The organism is Microcoleus sp. MON1_C1 (assembly GCF_036701945.1).
Taxonomy (GTDB): domain Bacteria; phylum Cyanobacteriota; class Cyanobacteriia; order Cyanobacteriales; family Microcoleaceae; genus Microcoleus.
In genome coordinates this window covers 25,253-41,599 of sequence record NZ_JAUBRO010000021.1, presented here as the reverse complement: position 1 = coordinate 41,599, position 16,347 = coordinate 25,253, and the positions used below count along the sequence as shown (strand labels likewise).

General features: G+C 43.8%; 12 protein-coding genes. 10 read left to right on the top strand and 2 right to left on the bottom strand.

Annotated elements, in window-relative coordinates:
- Positions 1–32 precede the first annotated feature (32 nt).
- A complete protein-coding gene (locus QUA62_RS13850) occupies positions 33–797 on the bottom strand; it encodes an ABC transporter ATP-binding protein (protein WP_333404727.1) in 765 nt (254 codons plus the stop codon).
- A gap of 415 nt (positions 798–1,212) precedes the next feature.
- Positions 1,213–5,511 carry a HEAT repeat domain-containing protein gene (locus QUA62_RS13845; protein ID WP_333404725.1) on the bottom strand — a complete coding sequence of 1,433 codons (4,299 nt, stop codon included), beginning with the start codon at positions 5,509–5,511 and terminating at the stop codon, positions 1,213–1,215.
- Between the two features lie 525 nt (positions 5,512–6,036).
- Between QUA62_RS13845 and gor the strand changes: the two genes are divergently transcribed.
- The 10 genes from gor (at position 6,037) to QUA62_RS13795 (ending at position 16,321) form a co-directional block, all read left to right on the top strand.
- Positions 6,037–7,380, top strand: a complete 1,344-nt coding sequence (gene gor / locus QUA62_RS13840; RefSeq protein ID WP_333404723.1) for a glutathione-disulfide reductase — start codon at positions 6,037–6,039, stop codon at positions 7,378–7,380.
- Positions 7,381–7,564: 184 nt separating this feature from the next.
- Positions 7,565–8,101 carry an opioid growth factor receptor-related protein gene (locus QUA62_RS13835; protein WP_333404721.1) on the top strand — a complete coding sequence of 179 codons (537 nt, stop codon included), beginning with the start codon at positions 7,565–7,567 and terminating at the stop codon, positions 8,099–8,101.
- A gap of 55 nt (positions 8,102–8,156) precedes the next feature.
- On the top strand, positions 8,157–9,119 hold the full coding sequence (locus QUA62_RS13830; RefSeq protein WP_333404719.1) for a MoxR family ATPase: 963 nt from the start codon (positions 8,157–8,159) through the stop codon (positions 9,117–9,119).
- A 3-nt stretch (positions 9,120–9,122) separates the two neighbouring features.
- Positions 9,123–10,475: a DUF58 domain-containing protein gene (locus QUA62_RS13825; protein ID WP_333404717.1), complete on the top strand. Its 1,353-nt coding sequence runs from the start codon at positions 9,123–9,125 to the stop codon at positions 10,473–10,475.
- A 233-nt stretch (positions 10,476–10,708) separates the two neighbouring features.
- Positions 10,709–12,523 (top strand): transglutaminase domain-containing protein, encoded by a 1,815-nt coding sequence (locus tag QUA62_RS13820; protein ID WP_333404716.1) that lies wholly within the window; start codon positions 10,709–10,711, stop codon positions 12,521–12,523.
- Between the two features lie 740 nt (positions 12,524–13,263).
- A complete protein-coding gene (locus QUA62_RS13815; protein ID WP_333404714.1) occupies positions 13,264–13,854 on the top strand; it encodes a sigma-70 family RNA polymerase sigma factor in 591 nt (196 codons plus the stop codon).
- Positions 13,851–14,288, top strand: a complete 438-nt coding sequence (locus tag QUA62_RS13810; protein WP_333404712.1) for a hypothetical protein — start codon at positions 13,851–13,853, stop codon at positions 14,286–14,288. Before QUA62_RS13815 ends, QUA62_RS13810 begins: the two co-directional genes overlap by 4 nt.
- 19 nt (positions 14,289–14,307) lie before the next feature.
- Positions 14,308–14,793: a Spy/CpxP family protein refolding chaperone gene (locus tag QUA62_RS13805; RefSeq protein WP_333404710.1), complete on the top strand. Its 486-nt coding sequence runs from the start codon at positions 14,308–14,310 to the stop codon at positions 14,791–14,793.
- 101 nt (positions 14,794–14,894) lie between these two features.
- A complete protein-coding gene (locus QUA62_RS13800; RefSeq protein ID WP_333404708.1) occupies positions 14,895–15,581 on the top strand; it encodes a YqiA/YcfP family alpha/beta fold hydrolase in 687 nt (228 codons plus the stop codon).
- A gap of 32 nt (positions 15,582–15,613) precedes the next feature.
- Positions 15,614–16,321, top strand: a complete 708-nt coding sequence (locus QUA62_RS13795; RefSeq protein WP_333404706.1) for an ROK family protein — start codon at positions 15,614–15,616, stop codon at positions 16,319–16,321.
- The last annotated feature ends 26 nt before the right edge of the window (positions 16,322–16,347 follow it).

Genomic DNA, 16,347 nt, shown 5'->3' with positions numbered 1-16,347 from the left:
AATTTTCTTTTCGCTTTTCGCGGACTATTATACTAAAATACCGCGTGTGAAAGCTCTGCGGGATTGAGATTGTTGTGAATAACTTGACCGTCGCGGAACCAGACAACGCGGCGAGTTTGGCGCGCTACTTCGGGTTCGTGCGTTACCATAACAACAGTCATGCCGCTTTCATTGAATTCGGTAAAAATATCCATTACTTCTTGAGTTGTTTTTGTATCCAATGCACCTGTAGGTTCATCAGCCAGCAACAACACGGGACGGTTGACAATAGCCCTGGCGATGGCTACCCGCTGCTGCTGTCCTCCTGATAGTTGATTGGGTCTGTTTTGCAGGCGACTTTCCAGGCCTACTTTCGTTAAAGCCTCTACTGCCCTTTCCCGTCTTTCCGCTGCGGGAATACCGGCATAAACCATCGGTAACATGACATTTTCTAATGCTGTCAATTGAGCCAACAGGTGAAATTGTTGGAAGACAAAACCTAATTTTAAATTGCGAATTCCGGCTAATTCTCCTTCGGGCATTTGGGCGACATCTACGCCGTCTAAGTAGTAACTGCCGCTCGTAGGTCGATCGAGACAGCCGATAATATTCATAGCGGTAGATTTGCCGGAACCCGACGCGCCCATAATCGAGCAATATTCTCCTTGTCTTACCGTCAAGCTGACGCCGTTTAAGGCGCGAACTTCCAGGTCGCCAATCCCGTAAACTTTTGTTACCTCTTCCAGACCCACAACAACGGGCTTTGAGAGGACTTGCGGGTCGAGGTCTTGGTATGTATCGGTTTGTAGTTCAGGCATTTTTTTTCTGTGCGATCGACACAACTAACTACTAACTTAACACTTCTTATCGGTTTTCGCGGCTGGAAGGGCGATCGTTTGGATGCTAATTGACGAGATATAAAAAAACTAAATCTTTAACGACGTGTTTGTGAGTTGTTTGATGAGAGTCATCTGATGTTCTAGCACTAGATAGTTATCTAATTTGCTTTTTCCAGCGCGGGTCAAGCCTTGATTATTGTGGGCATAAATTAGGTCGAGGATATGCTCTTTTGCTTCCTCCGAGAGTTGAAACTGGATAAGGCTGCCGGGAGTGTGGCAGTCGCCAAAAATTCAACTATTTCTGCATAAGTTTGGGGATATTAGTAGCTACAGTCATATTTTCTTTCTGCTTTTTGTGTTTCTCTCACACCTTCTCTAATTCGGTCAACTTTTCCTAGGAAAACAGGGAGAGTTGTGTACCTCGATCATTGGCAAATCGATCGCGAAGTATTTCTAAAGTTTTTGGGTGATCGGGGTATTGCTGGAGCATGATTTCAAGTGCTGTTTGTCTGGGATTATTTTGGAATTTGGACTTGCCTTCAAAAGGATGATTGATAGCTATATCCCACAACCATTCAAATATCTCTGGTTCATCTTTCCACCCCCGTGCTATTTCTTGGAATGCTGCACGTCGCAGAGCCAAATTATCATCAAATAGAGCGCATTGTTTGAGCCAAAGTAAGGTTTCCAGCTCATCTTTCCACCCCCGTGCTAATTCTTGGACTGCTGTTTCTCGCACAGCAGAATTAGGATCTGATTGAGCGCATTGTTTGAGCCAAGATAAGGTCTCGGGGTCATTCTTCCACCCCCGTACTAATTCTTGAACTGCTGAAGAGCGCACAGCAGAATCATAGTGTGATTGAGCGCGTTTTTTGAACCGAGGTAAGGTTTTGAGGTGATCTTTCCACCCCCGTGCTAATTCTGGGATTGCTGTTTCTCGCACAGCAGAATTATCATCAGATTGAGCCAGTAGTTTAAAGAGAGGTAAGGTTTCCCGGTTCTCTTTCCACCCCCCTACTAATTCTTGGACTGCGCCACGTCGCACAACCCAATTCTGGTCGGATTGAGCAAATTGTTTGAGGATAGGTAAGGTTTCGGGGTCATCTTTCCACCCCCGTACTAATTCTTGGACTGCTGCACGTCGCACAGCCAAATCATCGTCAGATTGAGCGAATTGTTTGAGCCAAGGTAAGGTTTCGGGGTCATCTTTCCACCCCCGTGCTATTTCTCGGACTGCTGAAGAGCGCACATCTGAATCATCCTCTGATTGAGCGCATTGTTTGAGGATAGGTAAAGTTTCGGGGTCATCTTTCCACCCCCGTGCTATTTCTTGGACTGCTGAAGAGCGCACATCCCCCTTAGCGTCTGATTGAGCGCGTTGTTTGAGCCAAGGTAAGGTTTCGGGGTCATCTTTCCACCCCCGTACTAATTCTTGGACTGCTGCACGTCGCACCAACGAATTAAGGTCTGATTGAGCGCGTTGTTTGAGGATAGGTAAGGTTTCGGGGTCATCTTTCCACCCCTGTGCTAATTCTGGGACTGCTGCAAGTCGCACAACCCAATTATCGTCTGATTGAGCGCGTTGTTTGAGCCAAGGTAAGGTTTCGGGGTCATCTTTCCACCCCCCTACTAATTCTTGGACTGCTGCATATCGCACAGTAAAATTATCGTCTGATTGAGCGCGTTGTTTGAGCCAAGGTAAGGTTTCCGAGTCATCTTTCCACCCCCGTGCTATTTCTTGGACTGCTGTTTTTCGCACGTCTCCCTTAGCGTCTGATTGAGCGAATTCTTTGAGAATAGGTAAGGTTTCGGGGTCATCTTTCCACCCCTCCACTAATTTTTGGACTGCTGCACGTCGCACAACCCAATTCTGGTCTGATTGAGCGAATTGTTTGAGGATAGGTAAGGTTTCGGGGTCATCTTTCCACCCCCCTACTAATTCTTGGACTGCTGCATATCGCACAGCAAAATTATCGTCTGATTGAGCGCGTTGTTTGAGGATAGGTAAGGTTTCCGGGTCATCTTTCCACCCCCGTGCTATTTCTTGGACTGCTGAAGAGCGCACATCCCCCTTAGCGTCTGATTGAGCGCGTTGTTTGAGCCAAGGTAAGGTTTCCGGGTCATCTTTCCACCCCCGTGCTATTTCTTGGACTGCTGTTTTTCGCACAGCCGAATCATCGTCTGATTGAGCGCGTTGTTTGAGCCAAGGTAAGGTTTCCGAGTCATCTTTCCACCCCCGTACTATTTCTTGGACTGCTGCACGTCGCACAACCGAATCATGGTCGGATTGAGCGCATTGTTTGAGGAGAGGTAAGGTTTCGGAGTCATCTTTCCACCCCCGTACTAATTTTTGGACTGCTGCACGTCGCACAGCCGAATCATCGTCTGATTGAGCGCGTTGTTTGAGCCAAGGTAAGGTTTCCGGGTCATCTTTCCAAGTTGCTGCTACTGCTGCTACTGCTTGAGTGCGAATTTTCCTAACTAGATTGATATTTTTTTTGTCACGAAAAGGATAGTCATTGAGGTCATACTTTGTTAACTTTTTTAAGCGTTCTAGCAATTGACTCTCAACCGCAGCAATCACCTTTCTATCCCTCACCTCATCCAAACACTTCGCCGCCAAAAACAGATTGCGGAACTTTTGCCCTTCCCCATCCTGCTCACTCAAAAACTCAATCAATTTCCCTGTAAACTCTCCAGCAATCAATCCCGCAATCAAGCACAAAACTTCCTGCCAAGATTCATCATCCCAGTGCTTGCCAAAAATCTCGATTTTCAAGTCTTCTAAAGAAAGTTTTTGTGTTTTTTCAAATCGATATACAACGTCCGACGCACAGAAATATTCCAAAAAAGTTCGATGCACGAACCCATAAGTATCCGCCCCCAAAAAACATAAAATAAAGTTGCGGGTTCGCAGTTGGTGAATTATCAACTTTGCCCGCTCTTTCGGCAGATAGAAATCTTTATCCTTCAGATATGCTGTCAGGATCTCCTCCAAATCTTCCGCACTAATAATATTGCCAGCCAAGCCTTCACGTGCTGCTTGCATTTGGTAAGCGACTCGCCGCAGCATTTCTTGCTTATCTTTAGCATCAATAGTTTTCGGATCGAGCCTGCTATCCTCTACTAAAGACCTTTCTACATCCCATTGATACAGCAATACCCGCGAAGCTTGATTGTAAAGTTCCGCCCTGTCTCTCGGCAATTCTTGCCCGCGATTTAAAATCGCCATAATCGTCAACAATAACGGATTACCCGCTAAATCTCGAATCGTTGATGAATACGCTAATGCTCTTTCCATGCGCTCACTAATCCGCACTTTTTCCCCAGCATCAGTAAAAGTTAATTCGTGCCACAGGCGAACAAACTCCTGAATTTGTTTCGCATTCAAATCTTGGAGAATAAAGTGATGAAACCCTGCATCTTGCAACCGTTGAGGTTTGTAACCAATAATCCGAGACGTGACAATCACTCGCACCCGCGGATACTCATTGGTAAACAGATGAATCGCGGTAATTACATCTTCTCGTTTCCCGGAATCGAAAATTTCATCTAACCCGTCGAACATCACCACAGCGTCGCCTGCTTTAAGCTGTTCCTGCAATTGATGCTGATTCAAGTCACAAATAAAACCGGAATCTTTATGAAAAAATTCGAGGAAATTCTTGCAATGCCCTGATTCCACGTTGCGAATGTAAATCCGCAATTCTATTAGCAGCGTAATCGGCAGAGATGTCACGCTATTTAAGGGCGATCTCGCCCATTCTAATGCTAAATATTGTAACAGAATAGACTTGCCAGAACCCGGATCGCCTAAAATAACAATGTAGGGATACTTTTGCTTGTCCTTTATAACATCTGACACGGATACGATCGGCTGAGAAAAATAACCGCGCCGATATTTCTCTAAATTTTCTAGATCGATCGCGTCTAATTGATTGCTGTCTTGCAGCCGCCGTTGATGTTCTTTAGGAATTTCGTAAGCTTGGGGCAGAAATGATTCGTAAATCGATCGCACATCTTGGGAAATAAAGATTTGCCAAACTTTCAGTTTTTCCCGATAATCGTAGGTATTGGGATCGACGCTGCTTAAATTGAGATTGCTGTAACGCTCGCGCAGAGCTTTTTGATATTGCCTCAAGTCAAAATCGGGGATAATCCCCGCCGTTTCTTGAGTATTTTTCTGAATTTTATCCAACTTTTGATCATTCAAGATATCGCGCAAGTCTTTTGAGTCAAAGAGAATTTCTTGAGCTGCTTTGAGATACTGATTGGCGATGGTGGGCCACTTAAATCTTGCTGGTAAAGGAGTTAAATCTAGTTGAGTCCAGGTTTGTTCGAGAAGTTTTGCATCGAGAGATTCGCGATCGCTCTCAAAAGCCTTGCCCAAAATTTCCTTAACAGACTTGTTATTGATAAACTGTTTAACATCTTTAATATACAGCTTTCTTTGCTCTGGGGAAACTCCGCCACTTTTCAACGGCTGTTCCACCAACTCCAAAAACTTTTTGATTGCTTTCCCCGCTGCGACTTGTCGCGGGTCTTTTTCGCCAAATAAGACGTTTTTCAGGGAATCTTTAAAAAAATCTTTAGCAAAATCCTTCGCGCCGTCTTTGATCAAGTCTTCTAAGATGGGTTGAACGAGAATGCCAACTCCCTGCGCCGCTCCCCAGAGCAAAAACCAATCGATCATAAAGCTAGGCCGAGAATTAATTTATGTTTATAATATAGCAATTATCAAGGATTGATGAAATTATCAAAAACTGTAGGGTAATAATCTCCCGTGATTGCCCCGATAGGTTAAGGTAGCATCAGTTTTCTGTCGCTGCGCTGCGATTAGCCCCGCTCCCCCCTGATTCTTGCCCTCTACTACCCCTTAAAAATCGGGAAGAGCATCAAAGTTGCGCTTTTTTACAGGGATTTACGGGAGTTCGACTCGGCTATAACGAGCGATCGACAATTAGGTCTTTCCTTCTTGGTAGCGCTCTCAAAAGAGTAAAATTTTTATATTTTTTTTGTCGTTCGCTTGTGTTATACTCTAATAATGGGAGTGTGAGCAATTTTATATTAATGCACAGATTTCTATTATTTAATAATACCTGGTTAAGGGGAAAAAGTAAAGTAGTTGACCCCAAAAAAAACAAAAAATTTTTGAGATATCATTAAGAAAAGTAAAGCGTAAAATTGGTAAGTTGGCGATAAAAAGGTACAGACAATTATGACATACGACTACGACTTGTTTGTGATAGGTGCGGGTTCCGGCGGATTGGCGAGTTCCAAGCGAGCAGCATCCTACGGCGCAAAAGTGGCGATCGCCGAAAATGACTTAGTAGGCGGAACCTGTGTAATTCGCGGCTGTGTCCCCAAAAAACTCATGGTGTACGCCTCAACATTTTCGCACCTTTATGAAGATGCGGTGGGTTACGGTTGGAGTCCAGTAGAAAGCAGCTTCGATTGGGAAAAACTCATCACCACAGTAGACACAGAAGTGCGGCGGCTGAGCAAACTGCACATCAGCTTCCTCGAAAAAGCCGGAGTCGAATTAATCTCAGGATACGCCAAATTTATTGATCCCCATACCGTCGAAGTTGGTGACAAAAAATTTACCGCAGCCAAAATCTTAATTGCAGTCGGCGGAGAAGCCAGAAGAGTCCCAATTCCCGGCATCGAACACGCGATCACCTCCCGCGAAATCTTCCTCCAAAAAGAGCAGCCAAAACGGTTTGCCATTTGGGGGGGCGGCTACATCGGCGTTGAATTTGCTTGCATTATGAATGGGTTGGGAAGCGAAGTAACTCAAATCATCCGCAGCGACTTAATTTTGAACGAGTTCGACACAGAAATTCGCACCAACGTGCAAGAAGGAATGATTAAGCACGGAATAAACATTTTGACCGAAAGCTCGATCAACCACATTGAGAAAACTCCAGAAGGCTTAAAATTAACTCTGTCGGGAACATCCGAAAGAACGCTCATAGTAGACGCGCTGTTGTGCGCTACCGGGCGCTTGCCCAACTTGGAAAAATTGGCTTTAGAAAATGCGGGAGTAGAAATAGATAATTGTGCGATCGCAGTTACCAAAGACAGCCGTACCAGTCAGCCGCACATTTTTGCAGTGGGAGATTGCACCAACCGAATCAATTTAACGCCAATTGCGATCGCCGAAGGACGGGCTTTTGCAGATACTGAATTTGGCCACAATCCCAGAGCAATCAATTACGAAAATGTGCCGTCTGCGGTATTTTCCCAGCCGGAAGCGGGTACAGTCGGCTTAACAGAAAGCCAAGCCAGGGCTAAATTTGGCGATTCAATTAAGTGCTACACAGCCAAGTTTCGGCCGATGTTTCACGCCTTGACAGGTGCAGACGAGAAAACTTTTGTCAAGTTAATCGTTGAGACTAATACTGACAGAGTTTTGGGCGTGCACATGGTGGGGAAAGACGCGGGCGAGATTATTCAAGGAATGGCGATCGCTGTTAATATGGGAGCTACGAAGAAAGACTTCGACGCGACTATTGGCATTCACCCATCGACTGCTGAAGAGTTTGTTACTTTGCGGTAAACCGGGGGAAGCAGCCAGGGGTTTAAACCCCTGGCTAATAGCTAAAGTCGCTTAAAACCGACTCAAGAAAACTATTTTGAAGAACAGGCAGGATGCCTGTTCCACACAAAAATTTAATTTTCTGGTTGTGGGGTGGGCGTCCCGCCCGCCCAAAAATACAATTTACATACAAAACAGCTTATTAATGAGTAATTCAACCAAACAAAACAAAATTTTAGCATTCTATCTCGGTCAGCAGCCTGATTCACAAGGTCGGGCGATCGAGGATATGTGGTCGTGGGATTACCAGAAGCTGGAATCCGTGCACAATTACATTCAATGGCTGTTTCCGCTGAGAGAAAAGAGCCGCTTTAATTCCAGTGCTCCTACTTTAAATGATGAGGTAATTCAAGCTTTTAGGGCAAGTGAAGAGTTGAGAAGTCGCTTAGTCAAATCTCTAAAAGTCATGCTGGCATTTTACGGGCTGGAATGCCGCGAAGGGGAAAACGCAGAAATAGTAATTGCCAAATCCGACGAATATTTGTCAAGAAAAAAAGAGTGGATTGAACCATTTAATCACAACTACCTGCGGCTGACTAGGATTCTCACAAGTTTGACAAATTTGGTAGTGAAGAATTATGCTTTGGCTCTTTTCAGGTGTTTGGACGAGATATATAATGAAAATAAAGAAAGTATTGGTTTAAAAACTTATACATATTGGAAAAATGCTGTAAATAGTTAAATCGGGACAAGCCAATCAGTGGGACACTAACTGAACGCTACGAACAAAATAAATAATGGATAAAGCAATTACAGAAAATCACTCTCAGTCGGGCAGAGAAATTTATCAAAGGATTTCCAACAACATTCAAAAAGTGGTGAAAGGGCAATCAGCAGCAATCAGGAAATTGCTGTCAGCCTTTGTGAGTGGCGGGCACGTCCTCCTAGAAGATTATCCCGGTACAGGTAAAACTACCCTAGCTAAAGCCCTAGCCTTATCTGTAGATGTCAGCTTTAAACGCATTCAATTTACACCTGACCTTTTGCCATCCGATATCTTGGGGATATCCATGCTCGACCCCAATCAACGCACGTTCCATTTCCACGAAGGCCCTATTTTTGCTAATATTATCTTGGCTGACGAAATCAATCGGTCATCACCGCGAACCCAATCCGCCCTCCTAGAAGCAATGGCAGAATTTCAAGTCAGCATTGACGGAAATTTGCACAAACTTAAAGACCCATTTTTTGTCATTGCTACTCAAAATCCAGTAGAATCTCGTGGCACTTATCCACTTCCTGAAGCCCAAATGGATCGCTTTGCAGTTCAATTTAGTCTAGGATACATCTCGCCAGAAGACGAAGTTAACCTGCTCGGAGACCAAATCCATCAACATCCTATTGATACACTTCAAACCTGCGTTAATTTAGAGGATTTAATTAGCTTAAAACAGCAGGTAAAGCAAATTAGAATTAGTGAAGAATTGAAACGTTACCTCGTAGATATCGTGAATGCAACTCGCTCAGCCGAAGGCGTACAACTAGGGGCGAGTCCCAGAGCTTCCATAGCTTTAATGAAAGTTGCTCAAGCATTAGCTTTTTTCGATGGCTATGAATTTGTTACGCCAGAACATATTCAAGAACAGGCGGTATCAGTCATCGCTCATCGTCTAGTAATGGAACCTCAAGCGCGTTTTTCGGGTAGAATGGCCCCAGGTGTTGTTGAAGAAATTATCAAATCTATTCCTGTACCCGCCTAAAAAATGAAACGTGTTTTTTACGCTATTTTTCGCTTCGGTGCGCGTGTAAATCGATCGCGAAAGAAGCGATTGACCAACAATGGGTTAGCAGTGCTTAGCTGCACGCTTTTAGCGGGGGTTTTAGGATTAGATACTAATCAAACCCTGACGTATCAAATCTTTACTTTCCTGTTGTCAATTATAGGAATAGCCATAATTTTCAGTAGATTTTTTCGCTTCCGCTTCAACGCAGTACGGTTCTTGCCAAAGTTTGCAACTGTTGGAGTCACTTTAAAATACCGTATTCTCATTCATAACAAAACTAGCCAGAGTCAAAACAACCTGAAATTGGGGGAAAATTTTGCCGACACCTGCCCAAGTTTTCAAGAATTTATAGAAACACCTGAACCCGGCGAAGAACAGCGCACTTCATTGGATAAATACTTCGGCTATTATCGTTGGCTGTGGCTAATTTCTAGAAAACAATGCGCCACAGCTAAAGCCATAGAATTGCCTCCTCTCCTACCCAATAGCAAAACAGAAGTGGTATGTGAAATTACGCCGTCCTACAGAGGTGTTATCCGCCTGACTGGTCTAACAGTTACTAGGTCAGATCCTTTTGGGATTTGGAATGCTTGTAAAACCATTTCCTTGCCCCAATCTATGTTAATTTTACCCAAACTATATCATTTACCACCAATTCAGCTTCCTGGCTCAAGAAGATATCAATCAGGTGGCGTAACATTAGCTTCATCCGTAGGAGATTCCGAGGAATTTAGGTCTCTGCGGGATTATCGACCGGGAGATTCGCTACGCCAAATTCACTGGAAAAGTTGGGCAAAAGCAGGTAAGCCAATTGTCAAAGAAGAACAGGATGAATTTTTTGTGAGGCACGCCTTAATTTTGGATACATTTCAAAGTGTAAAATATAGTGAAATTTTAGAAGAGGCTATCTCAATTGCTGCTTCATTATCCTATGAAGTTCAGACTCAAGAATCCTTATTGGATTTGATGTTCGTCGTTCAAGAAGCTTATTGTTTTACCTTTGGCAGAGGGCTGAACTCTACTGAAAAAATGCTAGAAATTCTCGCCTCGGTTGGTGCCTGTCAGGATAAAGGTTTTGACTCGCTTACCTCAGTTTTGATGGAAAAAATCTCTCTGCTAAGCGGTTGTATTTGTATATTTTTGTGTTGGGACGAACCTAGAAAAACATTAGTAAATTATCTGAGAAGTCGCGGAATACATACATTAGTTTTAATTTTAACAGAGCGAGAAGCTCAATTAGATAGCTTAAAATTAGAGCTGATTAAAGATGACTTAACAAGCTGCCATATTTTAAAGCTAGGTAAAATACAAGAGGAGTTAATGAAATTATGAAAATGCCAGTGTTTCTTTTGGGTGTTAGTGTAATTTTTTGGGGCTGGCAGACGGGACTATGGTTTTTTGCTTTGCCAATTGCTCTGATTTTAGAGGCAGCTAACTGGTTGCCTTATCGGTGGGATTTTTCAGCTAGTGATTTTAGGCGCATTGCTAATTTATGCCTGATTTTTTTGTGCTGTTTGCTGGTTTATCTCCTGGTCGCCAACCGCTCTATTTACTTGATATATAATTTGTTGCAGTGGCTTCCTGGTGTATTCTTTCCACTGGTAGCTGCTCAGGTATATTCTGTCAAGGAAAGTCTGGATATACGCCTAATGTTTTTGTGGCTAAACAAAGCCACAAAAAAAGCACCACTTAACCCCTTGATGGTGAATCTAAATTATCCATATTTTATCTGTTGTCTGCTATCCGCTAGTGCGGCGAACAGTAGAGAGATCTCTTTTTATGCTGGGATATTTGCCTTAACCGCTATTGCTTTGTGGTCTGTGAGAACGAAAAATTTTTCATTTATTCTCTGGCTGGGTCTGATGTTAATTGCTGGCAGTATAGGATTTATAGGACAGATGGGCTTGCACCAACTTCACCTAGCAGTAGAACAGCAAGCAATCTCATGGCTTAGTCAGGGGAATTCTCAAGAAACAGATTTTTTGAAAAAACAAACGAACATCGGGTCAGTGGGATCATTAAAACAGTCAAATGAAATTATTTTTAGAGTTGCTCCTGAAGCTAAACAGACTCCTCCCCGACTGCTAAGAGAAGCCACTTATAATCGCTACAACTCTTCACTTTGGCTCGCTTTAAATCCTAACTTTGTTCCCGTACAACCAAAGATTAATGGCACAACTTGGGATGTAGGCGACCAACTACCCAATCCATCAACGATTACTATTTCGGCTACACTCCCAGGCAACCAAGGTGTATTAAAGCTGCCAGATGGAACTTTTAAAATTGACGCATTGCCTGTCAGTCAGATGGAAAAGAATAAATATGGCACAATAAAAGTGGTGGGAAAAGTTGATATGCTGGCTTATCGAAGCTACTTTAATAATAATTTTTCTGTAGATAGCCCGCCAACAGAAGACGACCTGCAAATACCAAAATCCGAAATAGCTGCACTGAATAAAATCCTCAGTCAAATGGATACTCAAGGAAAGTCGCCACCAGAAATATTAGATAAAATAGAGTGGTTTTTCCTAAAAAATTTCGTTTATTCACTGAAGCTTAGGGGCAAAGATAATGATGCTACGCCTCTATCAACATTTTTACTGGACACTCGCTCGGGACATTGCGAATATTTTGCTACCGCTGCGACACTTCTCCTGAGAACACTCGGTATTCCAGCCCGTTATGCTGTGGGATATTCTGTTCACGAATTTAGTTCTTTGGAGAACCAATATATTGTAAGAAGTCGCCATGCTCATGCTTGGGCTTTGGCTTATATCGCGGGAAAATGGCAAGCTTTTGATCCTACGCCTTCTGATTGGGAAAGCATGGAAGATGCTGCTGCTCCCCGATGGGCATTTATCTCTGATTTATGGTCGCTATTGAGTTACAAAATTGTGCTGGGGTTGCGATATTTATCAGGTAGCAATGGATTGAAGTATGGGGGAGTCATCCTGCTGGCATTACTATTTTTTTGGAGGGGGAATCCTAATTTTAAGAAAACAGTACGCCTCTTATCTAACAAACAAAAATGGCTAAAAGCTATTTCTAACAAAGATTCGTTTAGTCCGAAATCGGAATTTTATTTAATCGAACAGGCGTTAAATGAGTCTGGATTGATTCGCCCTCCTGCCGAGCCTTTTAAAAATTGGATCGAGAGGTTAAAAAAAGAAAAACCGGAATTATATTGTCTCGAAGAGTTAGCATTGTTGATTGAGATTCATTATTGCGATCGCTTCGATCCAAAAGGAATTAAAGACGCACAAAAAGCTGAATTTAAATTGGCAATTCAATCCTGGATCGAGGAATATCGCAGGCAGGCGAGAGCCTCAAACTCTCAGGTTAATAAAAGCGGTAAGTCTACTATAGCTTTTCTCAGGTAGGTGAGGTACAGATTTAGATTTTAAAGTGGGGGATTGAGGACTTTTTAATTGATTCGTAAATTCCCCAATTATTCAATTATTTAATCTAAACTTGTACCTGCTTTAATTGAGAACCGCTATATATACCTTTTCTAAATCACTTGTACAAGACCGTCGGTTATGAGACAAGTCACAATTGCTTTATGCCTACTTAAGAGAACAGCCTTATCAGGGTACTTATACAATTAATCTATCCTCCGACCAAGGCATTGGTCGAACAGCAAGAGTGGAAACTAGCTCATAATCCACTTGTGTGTACGCGGTAGGCTTAAAAAGGGGGACGGAAGAGAAGATTCTTGTCCCCCCGCAACGATTCGGGGAGCGCTGGGGCGATCGGGTTTTAATCGCTCGACAGAAGACTCGCATTACATTTGAGGTTAAGTTGGCACCAATGGGCATTGTCATGTCCCTACCCGCTGAGCAAATTTTTACTGGTTTTACTTGTTACTAGGCGCTTAGCGAAAGTAACGCTTCTGGGGCGAGTCAGAGCGTCCATTTTCTCAACCAAGGTTCGGACTCTGGATCTGGGTTCCCAGGCTTTACACCTCGGAACCCGTTAATTACAGGAAAAATCAGGACACCGCAGTGCCGTTTCCCTACCTGTCGCCTCGTCGAAAAAAAGTTTTAAATCCTTTGAACCTTTTTTGCGATCGCCCTGTCTAAACACTTCAGATAACGAACTGGTGGGGGAGACTTCACAGGTGTTAGGTGTGCCAGCCAATGTTTTAACCGATGACTGTTCCGACTCGGACTTAGTTGCTCAATGTTTAAAGGGCGATCGCACTTGCTTTCGCTACCTTTACCAACGCTACCAACACAAAGTCAGGTCAACCCTTTACCAACTCTGCGGCCCGTCACTTCTTGACGATTTAGCACAAGAAGTATTCCTGCGAGTCTGGAAAGGATTGCCCAAACTCAAGCACCAGGAAAACTTTTCTACTTGGCTTTATCGAATCACTTGGAATGTGGCTTCCGACCAAAGACAAGCATTTGCTAAACAGCATTCTTTTGACTCCCAACTTAAAAATCAAGAAGTAATGGATGGAGTTATTCTCAAAGATAACACATCCGACTTGATGCAGTTGCACTATGAAGATTTAGTGCAGCGGGGACTGGATCAATTGAGCTTTGAACATCGCAGCGTTTTGGTGCTGCACGACCTAGAAGACATCCCGCAAAAAGAAGTAGCCCAAATTTTGGGACTGCCAGCAGGAACTGTCAAATCTCGCGTGTTTTATGCCCGAAATGCTGTGCGACAATTTTTGCAAAAAGAAGGTGTCAGCGAGCTATGAATAACCCAAGCAGCGACCAAAAGTTAGTTAATTTCTTGAAGCAACATCGCCCAAACGTTCCAGAAGCTGCGCCCGATTTTGAGCAAAAACTTTTAGCCGCAATAGAGAGGAATGAGGCGGGTGAGAGAAAGCTCAATTATCTAGGAGAACCCCAATTTACCCGGTCTAGTAAGAGGTCAAGAATGATCGGTTTTCGCAAGTGGGTTTTTCCTTCTGCGATCGCCGCTGGCTTGCTAGTTTTTTGGTCGGGCTACCGTGCGTTTGAGACTGCACAATTGCCCGATCATGAAACAGCTAAGTTAGAAGCATTTTTAGTGAGTAACTGGGAGGGTGTCCTGCATGATTCTAGCGAAAAAAATATGACCGATCGCTCGCAAACAGACTGGTTGACTTTCAGCCAGAGTGCTGACAGCGAAACGCAAACAAATAACTAATCTCAAAGAGGTAATTTTCATGTCAATTCGTCGTATATCTGCCCTAGCCGTTTTAATGCTGACTCTCGGTAGCACAGCCGCAGCAATAGCAGTTCCTAATCCCGTAGAACCGGAAACAATTGCCCAAAACCAGCGTCCCAATCGACCCGCTGGCAGGGAAGGTGGGATGTTCGAGAAACTTAATTTAAGCGCAGAACAAAAGCAGCAAATGCAGGCAGTTCGCGATCGGTACAAAGACCAAGTTTCCCAGCGGATGCAAGCAGTCCGCCAAGCGAGACAAGAATTGGAAACGATGATGTCCGGCACGGCAAATGCCAGTGAAATGCGCGAAAAACACCGTCAAATAATCGGATTGAGGCAGCAGTTGGAAGAGGTGCAATTTGAAAGTACACTCGCAATGCGAGAATTGCTCACAGCCGAACAGCGCAGCCAATTAGCTCAAATGATGCAGCAGCGCCGACAAACTGCTAAAAACCGGATGCAAAACGGTCAAAAACCGCAGTAATAGTTCCATTTTGTTCACGGCTTATTAGAGGCCCGACTTCTTTAAGAAGTCGGGCCTCTGGGTGTTATACTTAATATTTGTTGTTAAATATCAATTACTGAATGAATTTAAAAAACCATTCGAGTTACATTTATTTACACGGATTTGCATCAAGTCCCGATTCCCTTAAGGGAAAATATTTCCGCGATCGCTTTTCGTCCCTAGGAATTGAGCTAAAAACTCCCGATCTCAATCAAAACGATTTTTCCGCTCTCACCCTCACCCGCCAGTTACAGCAAATAGAAACAGAATTTCTGCAAACCCCATCCTCCCAATCGGCCGACAAGGTACAACAATTAGGGGGAGTTACAATAATTGGGTCGAGTTTTGGGGGGCTGACCGCGGCTTGGTTGGCCGATCGACAATTGCCAGTAAAACAAATAGTTTTGTTAGCACCGGCTTTTGACTTTCTCTCCCACTGGCTGCCACTGTTGGGACAGGAACAGTTAGAAAAGTGGCAGTTTGAGAAATATTTACCCGTTTACCACTACGGCGAACAGCGAGAGATGCCGTTGAATTATCAGTTTGTGGCAGATATGGCTCAATACCCTGAAGAAAAATTAATGCGCTCAGTCCCTACGTTAATTCTTCACGGCAAGCATGATACAATAATACCGATTCAAGCTAGCAGAAATTTTGCCACTAACCGTCCCTGGGTGCAATTAATCGAATTAGAAGACGATCATTCTTTGGGAAATGTCCTAGCGGAAATTTGGGAAGCGATTCAAAAGTTTTGCCAATTAAAGTAAAATTGGATGAACTTGTAAGTCTTAATAATCAAATGATTGAAAAAGATAAATCGGCTCGCACCTTAGCCGTTGACATTGGCGGAAGCGGCATCAAAGTTATGGTTTTGGACAATGAAGGCCAACCCCAAACGGAACGCAGCCGTTTAGAAACGCCTCAACCACCGAAACCGGAACCCGTACTAGAGGCGATCGCCTCTTTAGCAAGCGGCCAAGGGGAATTTGACCGAGTATCTGTCGGTTTCCCCGGCGTCGTGCGTCTAGGCGTCATCAAAACCGCAGTGAATTTAGATCCGTCTTGGATTGATTTTGACCTAGAAACTACCCTCAAAGATCGCTTGGGAAAACCCGTGCGAGTAGCTAACGATGCCGATCTTCAAGGATTGGGAGCAATTGCTGGGACGGGGGTAGAATTAGTAATTACCCTAGGCACCGGTTTTGGTTCTGCTTTATTTGTCGATGGTATCTTGGTACCCAATTTAGAATTAGGACATCACCCGTTTCGCAAAGGGGAAACTTACGAACAGCAATTAGGGCGATCGGCATTAGATGCAGTCGGTTCCAAAAGATGGAATCGCCGTCTGGAAAAAGCGCTCACCTCTCTGCAAAATCTCTTTAACTGCGATCGCATTTACATCGGCGGTGGCAATACTAAAAAGATTGTTTTTGAGTTACCGCCGCAGGTTAAAATAGTACCGAATGTCAGCGGTTTATTGGGCGGGATTGCTTTGTGGCGCGATTGAATCAACTGTGTGGCAAAAATGCCCAT